This is a genomic window from Salibacter halophilus (assembly GCF_008806325.1).
GTDB lineage: Bacteria > Bacteroidota > Bacteroidia > Flavobacteriales_G > Salibacteraceae > Salibacter > Salibacter halophilus.
This window is the reverse complement of the sequence record NZ_WACR01000009.1, coordinates 118,445-138,298: the sequence shown is the minus strand read 5'-3', so window position 1 is coordinate 138,298 and position 19,854 is coordinate 118,445. Positions and strand designations below refer to the sequence as shown.

13 protein-coding genes and 1 tRNA gene are annotated in these 19,854 nt (G+C 40.4%); 1 reads left to right on the top strand and 13 read right to left on the bottom strand.

Annotated elements, in window-relative coordinates; translation table 11 throughout:
• The 11 genes from F3059_RS11415 to F3059_RS11365 all read right to left on the bottom strand — a co-directional run.
• A partial coding sequence (locus tag F3059_RS11415; RefSeq protein WP_151169347.1) for a carbohydrate-binding protein occupies positions 1-3,945 on the bottom strand: 3,945 nt, incomplete at its 3' end.
• 224 nt (positions 3,946-4,169) lie between these two features.
• Positions 4,170-6,152, bottom strand: a complete 1,983-nt coding sequence (locus F3059_RS11410; RefSeq protein WP_151169346.1) for an LVIVD repeat-containing protein — start codon at positions 6,150-6,152, stop codon at positions 4,170-4,172.
• 140 nt (positions 6,153-6,292) lie between these two features.
• Entirely contained in the window at positions 6,293-7,828 is a 1,536-nt protein-coding gene (locus F3059_RS11405; protein WP_151169344.1) for a YifB family Mg chelatase-like AAA ATPase, read from the bottom strand.
• A 68-nt stretch (positions 7,829-7,896) separates the two neighbouring features.
• Complete coding sequence (lpcA, locus tag F3059_RS11400; protein ID WP_151169342.1) at positions 7,897-8,475, bottom strand: D-sedoheptulose 7-phosphate isomerase; 579 nt, start codon at positions 8,473-8,475, stop codon at positions 7,897-7,899.
• Between the two features lie 34 nt (positions 8,476-8,509).
• Complete coding sequence (locus F3059_RS11395) at positions 8,510-8,809, bottom strand: hypothetical protein (RefSeq protein ID WP_151169340.1); 300 nt, start codon at positions 8,807-8,809, stop codon at positions 8,510-8,512.
• A 208-nt stretch (positions 8,810-9,017) separates the two neighbouring features.
• Positions 9,018-11,957 (bottom strand): translation initiation factor IF-2, encoded by a 2,940-nt coding sequence (gene infB, locus F3059_RS11390; protein ID WP_151169338.1) that lies wholly within the window; start codon positions 11,955-11,957, stop codon positions 9,018-9,020.
• 66 nt (positions 11,958-12,023) lie between these two features.
• Positions 12,024-13,259: a transcription termination factor NusA gene (gene nusA / locus F3059_RS11385; RefSeq protein ID WP_151169336.1), complete on the bottom strand. Its 1,236-nt coding sequence runs from the start codon at positions 13,257-13,259 to the stop codon at positions 12,024-12,026.
• A gap of 7 nt (positions 13,260-13,266) precedes the next feature.
• The gene (rimP, locus tag F3059_RS11380; protein ID WP_151169334.1) at positions 13,267-13,737 is read right to left on the bottom strand and encodes a ribosome assembly cofactor RimP; all 471 of its coding nucleotides are present in this window, start codon (positions 13,735-13,737) and stop codon (positions 13,267-13,269) included.
• Between the two features lie 83 nt (positions 13,738-13,820).
• Positions 13,821-15,389 carry a toxin-antitoxin system YwqK family antitoxin gene (locus F3059_RS11375; RefSeq protein ID WP_151169332.1) on the bottom strand — a complete coding sequence of 523 codons (1,569 nt, stop codon included), beginning with the start codon at positions 15,387-15,389 and terminating at the stop codon, positions 13,821-13,823.
• A 151-nt stretch (positions 15,390-15,540) separates the two neighbouring features.
• Positions 15,541-17,973: a T9SS type A sorting domain-containing protein gene (locus tag F3059_RS11370; protein WP_151169330.1), complete on the bottom strand. Its 2,433-nt coding sequence runs from the start codon at positions 17,971-17,973 to the stop codon at positions 15,541-15,543.
• A 186-nt stretch (positions 17,974-18,159) separates the two neighbouring features.
• Positions 18,160-18,232: transfer RNA gene (locus tag F3059_RS11365), tRNA-Gln, on the bottom strand.
• Positions 18,233-18,330: 98 nt separating this feature from the next.
• Between F3059_RS11365 and F3059_RS11360 the strand changes: the two genes are divergently transcribed.
• A complete protein-coding gene (locus F3059_RS11360; protein WP_151169328.1) occupies positions 18,331-18,957 on the top strand; it encodes a polysaccharide deacetylase family protein in 627 nt (208 codons plus the stop codon).
• On the opposite strand, the gene trxA is transcribed toward F3059_RS11360, so the two are convergent.
• Positions 18,950-19,255: a thioredoxin gene (gene trxA, locus F3059_RS11355; protein WP_151169326.1), complete on the bottom strand. Its 306-nt coding sequence runs from the start codon at positions 19,253-19,255 to the stop codon at positions 18,950-18,952. The genes F3059_RS11360 and trxA overlap by 8 nt on opposite strands.
• Positions 19,242-19,853, bottom strand: coding sequence for a Tll0287-like domain-containing protein (locus F3059_RS11350; RefSeq protein ID WP_151169324.1), 612 nt, complete (start codon positions 19,851-19,853; stop codon positions 19,242-19,244). The genes trxA and F3059_RS11350 overlap by 14 nt, the downstream gene beginning before the upstream one ends.
• Position 19,854 lies beyond the last annotated feature (1 nt).

Here is a 19,854-nt window from a genome sequence, read left to right as displayed (position 1 = left end):
CACAACTCCGGCATCTACACATCTGTTGGCTAGTGATGGTAGTGTAACCTGTGGTTTTGGGTTTACAGTCACCGTTGTCATTGCTGTATCACTGCAACCATTCGGATCTGAATAGGTATAAATCAAACTAAAAGTTCCTGCTCCGGCTGCTGATGGATCGAATTGACCTCCTGTTACTCCGGTGCCGGAATACGTTCCGCCAGTCGGTGAGCCTCCTGTTAGGATGATCGCTGCATCGCTTTCACAGAATGTGCCCGGTGAAGTGAAGGAAACGGTTGGCAATGGATTTACTGTAATACTTGTTGTGTCGGAATCAGTACATCCATTTCCATCTGTAAAGCTGTAAGTAATTACATGCGTTCCGACTCCTGCTACTGATGGATCGAATTGAGTTCCTGACACTCCTGGGCCAGAGTAAGTGCCGCCTGTTGGTGTTCCACCTGTTAGTGTTATTGAGTTTGAACTTATACAAACATCACTTAAACCAGAGAACGAAACTGTCGGCAATGGATTCACTTCAACCTGTTGGGTGTCTGATCCCGTGCAGCCGTTCGTGTTAGTGAATGAGTAAACGATAGCGTGTGTGCCTACTCCGGCTACGGATGGGTCAAACTGATTTCCTGTTACTCCAGGGCCGGAATACGTCCCGCCTGATGGTGAGCCTGCTGGAAGTGTTACAACTCCGGCATCAACACATCTGTCGGTTAATGATGGTAGTGTAACCTGTGGTTTTGGGTTAACAACAATTTGTTGGGTATCTGACAGTGTTCCGCAAACAGTATTGATAGAGTAAACAATATCATATGTTCCTCCACTTACTGATGAGGGATCAAACTGTCCGTTCGAAACGCCTTGTCCGGAGAATGTCCCGCCAGATGGTGAACCTCCCGTTAAGTTGATAACCGAACTTCCTTCACAAACAGCCTGTAGTGGTTGTAGTGTAGGTGCTGTTGGGTTGATAACTTCTATCGTATCAAATGATGTTGTTGTGCAATTATTAGTGTTCGTGAATGAGTAGGAAATAACCTGAGAACCAACTCCTGTTACTTGCGGATCAAATGTGTTCCCTGTCACACCAGCACCTGAATAACTACCTCCCGTTGGTGATGCGTTCAAATTGATCACTCCACCGTTCAAACAAACAGAATCAGGGTTATTGAATGATATTGTCGGTTGAGAATAAACTGTTGTTGTAATAGAATCAGAAGCTGAACATCCTCCTGAACTTGTATAAGTATAAACAAGCGTGTTTACACCTATTTGTGCTTGCGATGGATCAAAAGTATTTCCTGAAATACCGGGGCCAGAATATGTTCCGCCTGAAGGACTTCCTCCTGCCAGGTTGATCGGAGGTTCATTTTCGCAATAATCGCCTATTGAGCTAAAACTCACTGATGGTGTTTGATTCACATCGAAATTTTGGGTTGCAGTGTCAGATCCACATGCATTGCTAAACACATATTCTAACTGATAATTTCCTACTCCCAAAGAACCTGGGTCTATACTCGTTACAGCTGAGTTATTCAAATAATAAGTTCCGCCTGAGGGGCTTCCCTGGTTCAGAACCACAGAGTCATCACCTGTACAAAATGGACCAACACTGGATAGCGTTGGAGTAACTGGCGCATCAACCTGTATAGACTCTGTAGCTGTTGACGTGCAACCATTTTGGGTTACTGTATAAGTGATAGGAAAAGTACCGGGGCCAGATAAAAAGGGATAAAAAGTGTTGCTCACCACAAAATTACCCGAGTACGAGCCTCCAGATGGTGTGGCACTGTTTAGTGGGATTGAGAAAGTAGAGTTACAAACTGGTGAATAAGTTGGATAGTTGATTACCGGGCTTGGATAAACAACTATATTAAACGTTGTGGAATCATCACAGCCCTGAACAGCTGAGTAAGTATAAGTTATGACATGTGTTCCAACTCCTGCACTATCTGGATAAAACTGATTATTACTAACACCGGGGCCAGAATATGTCCCCCCAGTTGGAGAAACGTAACTACTCATACTAACAGATTGATCTCCTTCACAAAAATCAGGGATAGAGCTTGAAACTGAAAGTGTTGGAGGTGATACAACATTAGCTATTCTCACATCACTGTCAGAACACCCACCTGTTGAAGAATAAGTGTATGTAAGCAAAACCGGACCGGATCCGACCAAAGAGGGATCAAAAACAGAGTCATTTATCACTCCCGTTCCTGACCAAACACCACCGGCTGGTGAGCCTCCCTGCAAGACAATTGGAGCAGATTGAGAGCACAAGGTCAATGTTGTACTAGGCACACTCACATTTGGTAAAGGTTCTTGTGTTACTGACACACTATTTGAAGTATCCAGGCAACCGAGACTATCGACCTGAACACTATAGGTTCCAGGACTCGAGGCTGAATATGAAACATTGTTTGCACCTGCAATCTCTGAAGATCCACTTATCCATTGATAATCAAAGTTGGGACTTGTAGTAGCAGTCAATTGGGTACTTGATGATCCTCCACAAATAACTGGATTAGCTGGAGTCACAGACACATTTAATGACTGGCAATCAACTATTTTAGTTACAAAACCATTATTGAATGAAGTTGAAGAGCTTGTTTGAGTTCCAAACTCTGTTTGTGATGCAGCAACATTTCCACAAAAATAAACCTGGTTGGTAACACCAATATCAGCTCCGGTCATAGCTGGAACCTGAAAATTATTTGTTGGTTTATTACTTGTAACAGACCAGGTAAGTTGAGTAAAACCAGTATCAGTCTTAATAAAATACAGTTCTCTCTGTTCATTAATAGTTGCTCCAGATATTGTTAGTTGTCCATCAATCACACCACTTATAAAAAGAGCTCCCTGATTATCAATGTCAATAGAAGAAACAGCATTCAGGCCAGTAAAGGTTGATCCATTGGTTAATATTTCTATATCATACGGTGTAAGATTTGAGGTGAGTTTGTAGATAAATGATCCTGATGATGGTAAAGGTGTTCCCAAAAGAGACTGAGGTGTACTACTATTTCTAGTTGTAGAGATAAATATATCATCGGATGAAGTTAATGCTATTAACCCGCGAGAAGTTGTAGAAAAGCCCTGATTTGGCAACAGATGATTTGATATATAATTACCATTTGAGCCATCGAGTTTGATCAATGCATTATATCTAATATTTGAAGAGGCAGAAGGTGAATTAATGACCGTATTGGCTCCAATGATAGTAGTATCTTCGCTAAGAGTTAAAACAAGCGCATCTCCTGAGCTCATTAATTTGACATCTTTGATGTAAGACTCTGTTGAAAATGATGATCCTTCAGCCCTAATGGTGTTAGACCAATTTACGTTTCCAGCTGTATCCATTGAAACAACAAATGAGTTAGTACCTCCAGAATTATTTGAATTTTGAGGAAAAGCAATTCCATCAAAGGTTCTATCATTTACTGTTCCACCTCCGAATGTGGGTATTTCATACAATGCTCCAAAAAGTAACGTTCCGTTTTTAAAGCTAAGCTTGGACTTGTTATTATCTGTTGCGTTGAAGAAGCTACCCGCATTAGCGCCATTTTTTAACCAAACAGCATTTCCTGCAGTATCATATTTAACAAGAAAGTTTTCAGAATCGAAAGTTGGACTGGAAATAGTTGCAGTAGTACTCAAAGACCCAAATTGAGCAGTATTTTGATAAACACCACTAACATAAACCCCTCCTGCGTTATCGGTCACCACACTCACTCCGGCATCATCTTCATTACCTCCAAAGGTTTGAGTCCAAACAACTGATCCATCATCAGTAAGTTTTGCTAAAAAGCCCTCATTTGCTGTACCAGATAAATTAACATTTCCAATCAGAGCCGAATTTTCAAAATAACCGGTAACATAAATATGACCAGATTGATCATAAGCAACATCAGTTGGCACGGGCTCACCTATTGATGACCCTCCTTCAATATCCACTAACCAGGGGAACCCCTGTGAAAATAGGTTAGTGCAAAAAATACTAATAAGAAAAACTAACAACGAAACCTTACCCCTCATAACTTCTTGATAATTAATTTGTAACTAATAAGACGTGAAATCAGAACAATAGTTTACTAACTATTGAAATCAAGTTCATTTATTTCAAAAAAAAGCCCGGAAAGTACTTTCCGGGCTAAAAATTTAATGGTTTGAATTAACTACTAATTCTTGTGGATGATCTTCAATCCACCAGTACCATTTGCTACAAAAATGAAATCAGATTGTGATGCTACAAAGTTTGCAGATCCATCGTAGTTGTAGTTTCCAACAGCAGTTGCATCGTTCTTATTCAAAATATGCAATCCGCTTTTACCGTTTGCAACATAGATGTACTCATCATCAGTTGAAACTCCATTTGTTGCTCCTTCAGCAGGGTTGAAAGTTGCAATTGGAGAAGATGATCCTGTGATAGCATCAAATACTTTCAAACCATAAGTCCCTGTCGCTACATAAACTTTTCCGTTATTGATATGAGCAACGTTTTTACCATCAGATGGATTGATTGGACCAACCTGAATAACTGTTGGTGCTGAGAAGTTAGGATTTGGCAAATCATAAACCATCAGCTCAGAACTCGAGTTACCTTGCTTAAGCATGATCATCTTGTTTCCATCAAAATCGAGGTACTTGAGACGGTCGTTACTAACTTGAGTAGTCAATGGTCCGCCAGCTGTATCCATTGTTGTTAAAGCTCCACCTGTTTGACCAGAAACGAGATACAACAATCCATTTCTCTCAATAACAGAGTTACCTGAATAAGAAGGTAGATCAAATTGCTCAAAAGTATTGTTAGTGAAAATTTCGTTTGTCAATGTGAACTTACCTAAGTAAGCCGGTGAAGAAAGATTGCTTGAATAAATATCACGGCTACCTACAGCCCAAAGTTTTCTTTTATTACCGTAAGTGTTTTCACTTGCATAAAGGTGATTGAAGTCGATATCAGCTGACCAAAGTGTTGTGATTATAGATGGACTGGTTGGATTACTGATATCATATACTTCAAGAAGACCTGCGTAGTCCTGTGGACCATCATTCAAGTGCCATGAAACATAAGCATAGTTGCCAATAATTTGAATACAAGTTGCACTCAACTTGCGACCATCATTAGTTGTTGGCGCATCAACATCAGCTACTAATGTGAAATCATCCTCTGGTGCATCTCCGCTACCCGGGTTGCAATCTCCACTTGAAGGGATGAAAGCTGCACACTGAGTAACATCAGGACCGAATGTACCATTATTTACATCAATACCTGTTGAGTCACAAATATCAAGAAGTCCTGTAAGATTTCCAGATCCGTTGATAATCGTTTGTCCTGCTACATCAATCTTGCTATAGTCAGATCCAACACCATTAAGAGTTGTATTGACAAAAACTTTTTGACAGGCAATCAAAGAACCACCATTCAAATCATTACTTCCTGTTGGGTTATTGAAATGAACAGTTCCGTTAATATTGAGAAAACCAAAGTGATCCATATCACCATTTTGGTGAAAATTACCAGCAATATCCATGCGGCAACTATTGATCAGTGTTGAGTTTCCATTATTGTTATAATTACCTGCAATATCAACATCACCGTAGTTTTCTACTGTACCGTTGTTGTTCATGTGGCCACTAATATTAACACCACTCTTAGAGTAGTTGACAAAATAGCTACCATTATTGATATTGAGCCCGCCTGAAATATTTAAAATACCACCGGCATTAATAATTAGCTTAGCTCCGTTGTTCAGGTTAATATTGTTAACTGTGAGATTTCCACAAACAGATAATACACCACCATTCAGGTTAACATTACCCTGAAAAACACCACTACTAGTAATACAAACATGTTGGTTTGAATTGATATTCAAGTTGCCATTTTGAGCACCTGAAATTGTTTGAGTACAACCTGTTTGACAGTCTGTTGGTTGGGTGCTTGAAATTGCGTCAATAGAGTTTCCTTTTTTCCCAGATGATAAATAACGCTTTCCAGAAATGTCGATTGGTTCATTTTTAATTGTAACGCGTTCGTTTATCTCTGCAACGTTATTGTTTACTCCAGAATTAGGAGAAGTTGGCTGTTGAGCTGGCTCATCTTTCTCGCAACTCCAAAGAGCAACTGCTCCAATTGCAACGATTAATAATTGTTTGATTTTCATAGCAAATTAATTTTGTTGATACATTTCAACTTCTGTACCAATTGAATAGCAAATATAAATGTTTTGTTTTTCAGGCAGTTACACCGTTTCAGTGAAGCGTTCTTTTTTCCCAAAGTGAGACTTTTTACTCTTATGGGATGCTAAGTTGCCCAACCTTCCCTATCTAAAGAACGGTATTGAATAGCTTCAGCGAGATGGTTAGGTTGTATTGTTTCACTTTGTTCTAAATCAGCAATGGTTCTGGACACCTTCAAAATTCGATTATACGACCTTGCTGAAAGCCCGAATTTATCAACTGCATTCTTCAATAGCTGAGAACCGGCATCATCGATTTGACAATGCACTTTCATCAGTTTTGGTGTTAGTTGCGAGTTGTTGTGAATATTTGGCTCTGACCGAAACCGATCTATTTGTATTTCCCGGGCTTCTATGACACGCTCTCTAATTGAAGCGCTCGACTCACCCGCTCTTTTCGATGATAACTTTTCAAAAGGCACAGGCTGCACTTCAATATGCAAATCAATTCGGTCGAGAAGTGGACCGGATACTTTATTGAGGTAACGCAAAACAGCTTGCTCGCTTTCACTGGATGTTTCAGGATCGTAAAAATCTCCACTTGGAGACGGATTCATACTTGCAACAAGCATAAAGCTAGCTGGATAATCTACAGTTATTTTAGCACGTGAAATCGTTACAACTCCATCTTCAATCGGTTGGCGCAGTACTTCGAGAACTGCCCGCTTAAACTCAGGTAATTCATCGAGAAAAAGAATTCCATTGTGTGCCAAACTGATTTCTCCAGGTTTTGGATTTGAGCCTCCACCAACAAGCGCAACATCAGACACGGTGTGGTGTGGATGCCGAAATGGCCTGCTAGTCAAAAGTCCTGTGTTCTCACCGAGATAACCTGAAACGGAATGAATCTTTGTTGTTTCTAATGCTTCCTCCAGTGTTAAAGGTGGTAGTATAGTAGGAATTCTTTTTGCGAGCATGGTTTTTCCACATCCCGGTGGTCCAATCAATATTATATTATGACTCCCCGCTGCTGATATTTCAAGAGCCCTTTTAACACTTTCCTGACCTTTTACATCCTGAAAGTCGAGATCGAATTGATTTACGTTTTTGCTGAATTCTTCACGCGTGTTGAGCACTAGGGGCTCCAGACTATTTCCTTTATCGAAGAAATCGATCACTTGCTGAATGTTATTAGCTCCATATACATCTAAATCATTTACAATAGCAGCTTCTCGAGCATTTTGCTCTGGCAGAATAAAACCTTTAAACCCTTCTTTCCTGGCTTGAATAGCTATTGGTAAAGCTCCTTTTATTGGTCGTAATTCTCCGTCAAGTGAAAGCTCGCCCATGATGACATAATCGCCAACTGATTCTGGCTGAATTTGCTCACTTGCCGCTAAAATACCAATCGCTAAAGGTAAGTCGTAAGCTGATCCTTCTTTCTTAATATCAGCCGGTGCCATGTTTATGGTTATTCCTTTTCCGGGAATCTTATAGTCGTTGTTTTTGAGAGCTGCATCAATGCGTTTTTGACTTTCTTTCACCGCATTATCAGGCAATCCAACTAGAAAAAAGTTTATTCCTTTTCCAATATTGACTTCAATGGTAATAGATTGTGCATCGACACCCTGAACTGCTGATCCGTAGGTTTTTACTAGCATAGGTAATCGCGTTTACCACAATAATAACCAATTATCGTGTAAACATTCAATTATCAATTAGATAAAACCTACTTAATAAGCTCTTTTTCGATGAGCCCAATAAAACAATGAATAACTTTAATGTGAATTTCCTGAATGCGATCAGCATAGCCGTCATGGGTTACTCGAACCTCAACATCACAGTGATTTGCCAGTTCACCTCCTTTTTTCCCGGTCAGAGCCACTACTTTCATACCCTTTTCGCGAGCCGCTTTGGCTGCGTTAACAACATTGGCTGAGTTACCCGAGGTTGAAATAGCAAGCAATGTATCTCCTTCCTGACCCATTCCTTCAATGAAACGAGAAAAAACAAAGTCGTATCCAAAATCATTTCCGGCACAAGTTAAATAACCGGGATCTGATATCGCGATGGCCGGTAACGATTTTCTATTATCGCGGTAACGTCCTGTGAGCTCTTCAGCAAAGTGCATAGCATCGCTCATCGAGCCGCCATTTCCGCAACTGATCACTTTACCTCCATTGTGAATACTTTTCACCATCAATTGAGCAGACTGCTCAATGCTTTCAGCATTTTTTGGATTGGAAATAAAATTGTCAAGCGTCTTTTTTGCTTCTTCAAATTGCGACTCTATGAATGCTAAGGACATGTTCTTGTTTTTTCCAAATGTAAGAAGTTAAAGCTTATTTTCCTTCGCGCAGCTTCTTCGCTTCTTCTCTAGCACTATCAAAACAACGCTCTTTGATGTTTTGGTAATCAGCTTCGTTCATATCGCGAGCTACTTCAGGATTTGAAGATTTTCCTTTAGCGTACTCCAATGCGCACTCACAGTAAAGTTTTGCTTCATCGTATTCCAAATCCTCAGCCGTTGAGTTGACGCAATTTTCAACGAATTCTTTCTCAGTAGTTTTTGTCCAGGTGGGGGTGTGACAAGCTAAGAGAGAGAATATTAAAATAACAAAAGTTCCGACTAGTTTTTGCATTTCTGTCTGTTTTTCGATTGCAAAAGAAACATTTTGAGCTCAATAACGACTCAAATCAAATAACAGGTTTATTAAAAAGTTGAAAATTTTCGGTCAGAACCGATTCAGCGATGAGTGAAGATGGCTGGCGGTTTGGTGCGGATCTGACCAAAAGCAAAAAACCCACCGCTTTGCGGCAGGTTTTTATATATCTATAATACACGATTTACTAGAGTGTTTGTTTCACTTCTACTTCTTCGTAGCCTTCTACGACATCACCAACTTTGATATCGTTGTAGTTTTCGATGTTGAGTCCGCATTCGTAACCTGCTGCAACTTCTTTAACATCGTCTTTGAAACGCTTGAGCGAACCGAGTCTACCATCGTAAATCACAACTCCATCGCGTATCAAACGAACTTTCGTGTTTCGGGTAATTTTACCTTCAGTCACATAACAGCCGGCAATTGTACCAACTTTTGAGATTTTGAATGTTTCACGAACCTCAACATTGGCAACAATTTTCTCTTCAACTTTTGGCTTGAGCATGCCTTCCATAGCGGCTCTCACTTCTTCAATAGCATCGTAAATTACAGAGTAAAGGCGGATATCGATTTCCTCTTTCTCGGCAAGTTTACGCGCAGTTGATGAAGGCCTTACCTGGAAACCTACGATAATCGCGTCAGAGGCACTGGCAAGAAGCACGTCAGAATCTGAGATCTGACCAACAGATTTATGGATTACATTCACCTGAATTGTGTCAGTAGAAAGTTTCAATAATGAATCGGCAAGTGCTTCAACAGACCCGTCAACGTCACCTTTTACAATGATATTGAGTTCCTGGAAGTCTCCAATTGCCAATCGTCTACCGATTTCATCAAGCGTAATGTGTTTTTGACTTCGAATTCCCTGCTCGCGTTGCAGTTGTTCACGTTTGTTGGCGATATTTTTCGCTTCGCGCTCGTCTTTGTATTCTACAAACCTATCACCTGCATTTGGTGCTCCGTTGAAACCGAGCATTGACACTGGCTGTGAAGGTCCGGCTTTTTCAATTTTTTGACCGCGCTCATCAAACATGGCCCTTACTTTACAGTAATGGCTTCCTGCAACGATTGTGTCTCCAACTTCAAGCGTACCTGACTGAACGAGTAGCGTGGTTACGTAACCTCTACCTTTATCGAGTTCAGCTTCGATCACTGTACCTGTTGAAGTGCGATCAGGATTTGCTTTGAGTTCGAGAATATCTGCTTCGAGCGTAATTTTTTCGAGAAGGTCTTCAATTCCCTCACCTTTTTTGGCTGATATTTCCTGAGCCTGGAATTTACCTCCCCAATCTTCAACGAGGATATCCATACCGGCCAATTCTTCGCGAATTTTATCGGCATTGGCTCCCGGCTTATCGATTTTGTTGAAAGCAAAAACCATTGGTACTCCGGCAGCCTGGGCGTGATTGATAGCCTCTTTTGTTTGGGGCATTACGCTGTCGTCTGCCGCGATAACGATAATTGCTAAATCGGTAATTTGAGCACCACGTGCACGCATAGCTGTAAATGCTTCGTGACCCGGTGTATCGAGGAATGTAATGTGTTTTCCGTTACTTATTTCAACATTGTAAGCACCAATATGCTGAGTAATACCTCCTGCCTCACCGGCAATTACATTCTCTTTACGGATGTAATCGAGGAGTGATGTTTTACCGTGGTCAACGTGACCCATCACCGTAACGATTGGTGAACGCGGTTCTAACTTATCTGGATCGTCCTCTTCTTCTTCAGGAACGACATCTTCCTCGATTTCTGGTTTTACTATTTCTGTTTGATAGCCAAATTCTTCAGCAACGATAGAAAGTGTTTCTGCATCGAGGCGTTGGTTGATGGATACCATCATACCAAGCGACATACAAGCCGAGATAACGTCATTTACTGAAACGTCCATCATATTAGCCAGTTCACTCGCGGTAACGAATTCTGTTACTTTGAGGATTGACTTTTCAGCTTCCTGTTGTGCAGCTTCTTTCTCGCGCTGCTCAGCTTTTTCGTCTCTACGTTGTTTTCTAAACTTGGCTCCTTTATTCTTACTTCCACCCTGCAAACGAGCTAAAGTATCCTTGATTTCCTTTTGGATCTCTTCTTCAGTTGGCTCGTGTTTTGGACCGCGTTTTTTAGTTGATGGTTTTCCACCTTTCTTATTGCGGTTTTTGCGAGCTTCTTTCTCAGGGTTTACACCTTTAGCCTTAATGCGTTTACGCTTTTTCTTTTTAGGCTTTTCGGTATCTTTTTCGTCAGAAGATGAGGCAACCGGTTTTTTCTTCTTCGGTTTTTCCGGTAAATCGATTTTACCCATCACTTTTGGACCAGATAGTTTCTCATACTTGGTCTCGTGGTGCTCTGGGCCTTTAGAGGTTTCTTCTTCCTCTTTTTTCTCTTTTTTATCCTCTTCTGCCTTTTTGGATTCTGCTTCTTTTTTCGCCTTAGCCTCTTCTTCTTTAGCTTTTATAGCAGCTTTTTCCTGCTCTTTCTTCTCCGCTTCCTTCTTGGCTTTGGCTTTTTTCTCAGCTTCTTTTTCCTTCTCTTTATCCTTTTTGGATCTTGAAGGACGCGTTTTGAGGTTCATTCCCTCAAGGTCGATTTTACCTACTAGTCGAGGGCCGTCTTCACCGAGTTGTTTTTCTTCCTTCTCGATTTCAGGTTTGTTATCGTCCTCTTGACTTTTACTGTCAGAACCGGAATCAGCTTCTTCTTTCGCCTCAGGCTTTTCGGCTTCTTTCTCTTTGCTTTCTTCCGCTTTCGTTTCTGATTGTTCAGCTTTTGGCTCAGGAGTTTCTGGTTCTGACTGTGAAGGTTTTTCTTCTTCTTCATCAGATCCAACATTCTCTATGAGAACTTCATCGTGAGAGTCATCATCATCTTCTTCAGCTTCTTCCTGCGCGTCATCATCGAGGCTAATGGTTGTACGCTCCTCTTTTTGGCTTTTCAGCTCCTGCGACTTTTCTTTAGCCGCCTTATCGGGCATGAATTGCTCGAGCAGGATTTCATATAGCTCTGGAGAAATCTTAGATGTAGGTTTCGCCTCGATTTCGTGGCCTTTCTTTCCTAAGAATTCCACGATCGTACCAATTCCAACATTTAGCTCCTTCGCTACTTTATTTAATCTTTTGGGTGCGTTTGCCATATATTACCTCGAAAAAAAATTTAGCACAAATTAACAGATTCTACTTGAATTATGTAACCCTGAGGTTTATTCAAATTCTGCTTTGAGTATATTCAATACGTTTTCTATACTCTCTTCTTCCAAATCGGTTCTTTGAACGAGATCTTCTTTAGACAGTTCCAAAACGCTTTTGGCAGTGTCTAAACCTATTGATTTAAAGGTATCAATGATCCAACTTTCGATTTCATAGTTAAATTCATCGAGGTTTACATCATCGAGATCTTCATCGCTCTCGCGATAAACATCAATTTCGTATCCCGTTAACTTACTTGCGAGTTTGATATTATGTCCTCCTTTACCAATTGCCAGGCTAACCTGATCTGGGTTGAGGAAAACATCGGCTCTCATTTCATCTTCTTTAATGTTGATTGATGAAATTTTAGCCGGACTCAAAGAACGTGTTATGTACAATGAAGGGTTCGTTGTAAAGTTGATTACATCGATGTTTTCATTGCGCAGCTCACGAACTATTCCGTGGATTCTGGAACCTTTCATACCCACACATGCTCCTACCGGATCAACGCGATCGTCATAAGACTCAACAGCTACTTTTGCTCTCTCGCCCGGTTCGCGCACGATGTTTTTAATCGTGATCAATCCGTCAAAGATCTCAGGAACTTCGAGTTCAAAGAGTCTTTCAAGGAAGACTGGTGAAGTTCTCGAAAGAACGATGATCGGGTTGTTGTTTTTCATATCCACTTTCAAAACAACAGCTCTAACGGCATCGCCTTTTTTGAAAAAATCAGATGGGATTTGTTCAGATTTTGGAAGGATCAATTCATTTCCTTCGTCATCTAAAACGAGAATCTCGCGTTTCCAAATTTGGTAAACCTCTCCGGTTACGATTTCTCCAACACGATCTTTATAGAGTTTGTAAAGGCTGTCTTTCTCGAGTTCGTGGATTTTAGAAATAAGGTTTTGACGCATGGCCAAAATATTTCTTCTACCAAATGAATCGAGTTTGAGTTCCTCAGCAACTTCTTCACCTATTTCAAAGTCGGGCTCGATTTGGATTGCTTTTGAGTATTCGATTTCAGCATTATCATCTTCAACCGCTCCGTCTTCAACAACAACGCGGTTTCTCCAAATCTCGATATCGCCCTTATCAGGGTTTACGATAACGTCAAAATTTTCATCGTCTCCGTATTTCTTCGCGATCATGTTTTTGAATACCTCTTCGAGGATATTCATCATGGTAACGCGGTCAATATTCTTGAACTCTTTAAAGTTCGAAAACGATTCAACTATTTCCTGTGTGTTCATTGTTCAATTATTTAAATGACACGATGACTTTTGCTTCTTCTATTTCGTTAAAAGGTATATCGTATTCTGTAGTGACCCACTCTTTTTTCTTGCGGCCTTCTACTCTCTTTTTCTCTTTTTGAACCAGTTTTATTTGGTCAGATCCAACCTCAGCGAGCTCTCCTTCAATTTTCTTGATTTCTCCTTCTCTCAAAACTCTGAGTGTTCTACCAACATGTTTATTGTATTGGCGAGGCATGGTTAAACCTTCGTCAACTCCGGGTGATGACACATCGAGCTTGAAGTCTTCTTCATCGCGATCGAGTGTGTGTTCAACATGCCTGCTGATTTGCACGCATTCATCAATACCCAGCCCGCTATCTGAATCAAGGTTTATTTTGATGTTATTCCCGGATCCGACCGAAATACTAACAACAAAAACATCGCTATCAGCGATTTTGTCATTTACTATGTCTTCTATTTTATCTTTTGTAATCACAAAATTTCACATAATAAAAAAGAGGGGTCCTGCCCCTCTTCCCTGTATTCGCTGCAAATGTAATGATAAATTTCTAAAAAACATTATTTTACCTTCTCTCCATCTTTATATTTTACTTCACGGATGAGTTTGCCTTCTTTACTGTAAAATTTCCAGGTTCCATGTGGTAATCCACGCCTGTATTCTGTCTCGCTGAGCAATTGTTCTCCCTGGTACCATTGTTTGCTTTTTCCGTGTGGACGTCCAAATTTAAAATCCTGCTCTCTTTTCAACTGGCCAAAGGGGAAATAGAATTTCCATGTTCCGGTTTTTTGACCGTTTTCAAAACAGCCCTCAGAACTCATATTGCCTTTTGGAAAATAATATTCCCAACAGCCTGCTTCTTTTCCGTTTTCGTATTCACCTTTTTCTCTTATTCGGCCGGTTTTGTACCAGTAAGTCCATTCCCCGTGTTTGAGACCTTCATTCATTTCTCCGCGGTACTTGATTTGGCCATTAGGGAACCAGCTTTCCCACTTGCCGTGCATTTTGCCGTTTTTATAAAAACCCTGACTCTCTTTTTGACCATCCTCATAGTAAGCAAACCACTCGCCCTGTTCTTTTCCTTTTTCAAATTCTCCGGTTGTCCAAACATTCCCGTTTTTCCACCATCTTGTCCAGGTGCTGTCTTTTTTATCTTTGAGGTAATCGCCAACAGCAAATTTTTCACCGGTGGCATAAAACGATTCCCAGGTGCCGGTTCTCATATCGTTTTTAAACTTGCCTGTGGCATCTAATTGGCCGTTTTTGAAATAAAAATGCCATATACTATCCTGCTTGTTGTTTTTGAGGTAGCCTTTTTGTTTGAGCGATCCATCTTCGTAATACCATTGCCAAAAACCGCTTTGCTTATCGCGCAAAAAAGCTCCCTCCATCTTGAGTTGACCATTTGGATACCAGGCTTTGAACGGACCTGTCAATAAACCATTTTCATATGTTTCGCGCTTCCACTTTTCGCCATTTGGGTACCAGTAATCCCATTCACCGTGAAGTCTGCCATCGAGGAAACTACCTTTAGATTTCACTTCTCCACTTTCATAATAATAAGAGGCTTCTCCGTTCCTCACTCCTTCTTTAACTTTAGCTTTCTCTCTTAGCTCGCCATTATCATGGTAGTATTTTAAAGTCCCCTTCCCATTTTCGATCAGAACCTCACCTTCATCACTCACGAGTTTTTGTATGGTGATGATTCCGGTATCGTTTTCTTCGATTTTTCTAACTGAACCGTCTTTGAAATAGTAATTCCATGTTCCATCTCTCAGGTCATTAGCATAATAACCTTCTTCTTTGAGTTGACCATTTGGATACCAGGCTTTGAAGATACTGTCTCTTTCTCCCCATTCGAAAAAGCCGAGGAACTCCTGTTGACCATCTGGGTAATAGGTTACGTTTTTTCCGTGGCGATAACCGTTCTCAAAATTTGCTTCTTCCTGCAGCTGCCCCGATTCATACCAGAATTTCCAGGTGCCGTTTTCTCTTCCTTTGATGTATTCGCCTTCGCTTCGTTTGTGCTCTTCAGCTTTGTCGTAATAATCGACATATTCCTGAATACGTTGAGCAATTGACAGGCTTGAAATCAAAATCAATGTACAGAAAAGGACTGCCTTTTTCATAAGTGTCAAAATATATTGGTTTCAAACTTACGTTCTTAATTGAAACGCAAAACAGTGAATTGATTATATCATGAACATGAAAATGTCAAAATAAAAAAGCCCCGGCAAAATGCCGGGGCCCAACCAAAACACTAAATGAAATAAACCAACCCTACTTAATCTTCATCACCTTTCCATTCAGCGTTGTATTGTCAGTCTTAATTCGATAAATATATTGACCTGCTGATAGTTCGCTCATATCGATTACATTTCTCGCAGAATTCAATCTATCGGTTCTGACCATTGATCCTAACATATCGTAAATTTCTACTTCACCCTGTACGTCATTTGGCAATTCAATTGTCAACTGATCAACTGCAGGGTTTGGATAGATTGATACATTTTCTTTGTTCACTACTTCATCAACAGATGTTGGTACTGATGGGAGCTCTACAAGGTTTCCACCTTCAGGAAGAGCAGCCCACAATCCAAATGCTTCACCATTACTGTTTTGGCTAGGATCTAAAAATCCTGATGCCAATACTGTAATTGCAGAATCCTGCAGATTCAATGTTGCGAGTGGTGCGCTGAAACCTGCAACTGTGGTTTGACCGTCAGAGGAAGTTACATTCAATTGATAATCTGCAGTTGCCAATTCTAAATAAGAACTGAAATTACCGTAATCTATATCATCTACTAATGTACCTGCACCAGCATCAACTTCCACAACATCTACGGTTGGAGCATCTGTTGCACCGTGGAATACAAGCACATCTGTTTCGCCTGAATTTGCTGCTTCAGTTCTTGCGTTAGTATTGAGGTAAAGATCAAATCCTACCTGAGACGCATCAGGTGTATAACCAGACTGACTAACGATACCGTTTGCAATAACAATATTTGAGCTGTTTTCATTCAAAATCACAGTTTTATCGAAAATACTGTTTGAGAAATCCATACTTGACTCATCGGCAACGTGGAATGTGAGATCTATTCCCGATGGAACTTCCATGAATGGAGTTGCGGTCCTGAATGAAACATCATCAATTTTACCAAGTTGTTCGCCTGCCGGACCTTCAGCGTAAAGATCTACTGTTTCTGCAGCCATATCAGCACTGTTGTGTATAATCTGCATTTGTGCTGTTTGCATAGGTAACTCTACAAATGGACCACCTTGTGGCAAAATAGCATACAGACCGAATTCTTGTCCATCAGAATTTTGTGATGGATCTAAAAACCCTGATGCTACTACTGTTAGAGCTGTATCGCCTAACCCTAGTGTTGCGAGAGGAGCATTGAAGTTTCTCACGTCAATTGAACCACTTCCATCTCTTACGGTCAGATCCAAATCAGCTAATGGTGCATTGATATATCCCTGGAATGATCCGTAATCTAAATCATCTACAATAGTTGCTCCCAATGTATTTTCAAATACATCAACAGTTGGAGCATCAGTAGCACCATGGTAAACTAATACATCAACCTGACCTGCATTTTGAGATGAGCTTCTTGCTCCTTCAAAAACATCGATATTAAATGGCTGAGAAGGATTGTAACCACTACCACTTACAATACCACTTGCAATTGCTACATAACTGGAATCAGTTGATAGTGCTATGTTTTGTGTGTAAATACCACTTGCCGGACTTGTACTTGTATCTGGCGCAATTACTGCCTGTACCTCAAGTGAATTATCAATACTTGCAGGAGCAGGCAAAAAGCCTGTAGCTGACTGATATGTTACATCATCCAGTTTTGCCAATGTAACGCCTACAGGGTCTACCATATAAATATCAACTACTTCTGCTGCCATATCTGCTGAGTTGTGAGCAAATTGAGCTGTAGCAGTTGACATTGGTAATTCGATCAGTTGTCCGCCAGATGGCAATGCAACATACAACCCAAATCCTTCACTATTATTATTAGCTGATGGATCTAAAAATCCACTTGCTAAAACAACTAATGCAGAATCCTGCAAACCTAAAGTTTGAAGAGGAGCTGCGTATTCTCTAACAGTTACAGCGCCTGTTTGATCCTGAACCTGAATTGTGTAGTCAGCTGTATTCAGTGATAAATAGGATGCGCTGAAACTTCCATAGTTGAGATCATCAATAATAGTTCCTGCACCTACACCAACTTCTGCAATATCGACAGTTGGTGCATCAGTAGCTCCGTGAAACGCTAATACATCTGTTTCACTAGCTCCCTGGTTAGCAGCTTGCTCTCTACCCGTAGGAAAAATAGAGATTGTAAATGGTTCAAAGTTTGAGTATCCCATTTGAGACACCAAACCATTAGCTACGGCAACATAGGTTTCATTTGCCTGTAATGTTTGAGTGGTAAAAAACAACGGATTAGTCGTATCCTGACTATTAGATCCTTTGACGCGAATTTCTACAGGTACACCTGCAGGAAGATCGAGGAAAGGAGTGGCTGTTCTAAATTCAAAATCATCCAGTGCCAACATATTATTCACCCAAACATCCACTGTTTGCGCATTAACATCAGGACTGTTGTGAATGACCTGAACTCTGGCTGTTTGAGCAATTGAATTTATGCCCACAAGCAAAGTAAAGACTAAGCTTGAAATTTGTAATAACTTTTTCATAACGAATTGGTTTTTATGTGTTAATCACTATTGTAAACGCAAAAGGATTTCTTTTTGTTTAGACTTTACACAAAAAGGTTAAACAAAAAACACTAGAGCAACCAAACCCCTTGAATAGCTTGAAAAAAAACTGATTTATTTAAACGAAAAAAGCCCCGAGGGAAACCTCAGGGCTTGAAATTTTTGTTGTCCCGCCAGGGCTCGAACCTGGACTCTTCTGAACCAAAATCAGACGTGTTGCCAGTTACACCACGGGACAGCTTTGTTTTGAGTGGACGCAAAAGTATAAATTCTCTCAATTCCGCCAAAAATTATTTTTGATTCCTATCTTTCCATCAGGGTTTGTATTTTTGGATTGTGTACTCAGTAAAGATCCCCGGCTTCGTTTCTGCCATAAGTAAAAGACTTATTTGGCGAATCAATACCTCTCAAAAGGTCCTCTTTTTAACTTTTGATGATGGTCCGATCCCTGAGGTTACTCCAAAAGTTTTGGATATCCTCAAAGAATACAATGCAAAAGCCACGTTTTTTGGTGTTGGCGAAAATATGATGAGAAACACGAGGTTGATTGAAAGGGCTCTGACCGAAGAACACGTTTTTGGCACTCACACATATAACCACTTAAGTGGATGGAAAACGAATCAGTTCGGCTACTTGAAAAATTACCTCAAAGCAGAACAGGTTTTTTCTTCAAATCTCTTTAGACCTCCATATGGCAGGATAACGCCTCGCCAGATAAAGTCGATTCACAAGAGATCAAAAATTGTAATGTGGGATGTTCTAAGCGGAGATTTTGACAGGAATTCTACTCCTGAGCAATGTGCGCAAAATGTCACTGAAAATGCAAGGCCTGGCTCTATAATTGTTTTTCACGATAGCTTAAAAGCTGAAAAGAATATGATTTACGCTTTGAGTAAGACGCTTGAGCACTTTAGCGATAAAGGCTATAAATTTGAGGCTCTTACTGAAAAGTGGATCAATTGAGTTGAGCTTTACTCTTGATAATGCCTTTGAGTTGTGAAGCCTGAAGTACTCCGGATTGTCTCCAAAGCAGTTCTCCATTTTTGAATAGCATCATTGTGGGAACTCCTCTCACCTGATACTTTTGAGCAAGTGACTCGTTTGTATCAACGTTGATCTTAATGATTCGCAATTGATCTCCAAGACTGTTTTTGAGTTCTTTCAGAATTGGCGGCATCATTTTGCAAGGTCCGCACCAGTCTGCATAGAAGTCGATGAGAACAGGCTTTTCCTGATTGATAATTTCTTTAAAGCTCGCCACCTTTTTCAAATTTAATTTTCCACATACCTCTTAAATCGCCAGGTGAAAAGTTAATCGCTTTATCGTTTGGATACAGCTTTTTGATCAACGCGTAGTTTTCTTTACCGATGTTGTTTTCTACGCTACCGTGACAGCTTACGCAAAAACCTTTTAGGTTGATAGGCTTGTAAAAATAGATGTCATCTCCATGTGTTTTCACCAGTGAACCGAGGTCTTTGTTATTCTTGTATCGTTCAAAGACAGAAACATCATGCTTTTTTACCCTGTTCTCAGGATTTCGGTTTTTCTCGGCCACACGAGTAATGGATACGTTGAGTTTATTTGAGATTGAATCTGTTAAGGGATAGGCATTAACATTGCAATATTTAACTGCTTCTTCAATTCCGCCTCTACCCATTGCAGATTGCAATTGCCCCATGAGCGTTTTGCCTGTCACCATCGCAATGGAATCTCCTTGCTGGATAATTTCTGCAGTATCAATTGAAGAGGTTTGTTGCTGTGTTTCTTTAGTTGTTTGTGATTGTTCTTGCTGGTTTTGGTTCTGACCATTACAGGAGAACAAGAGCACAAGTGCCGAAAGAATAGAAATGTACTTCATG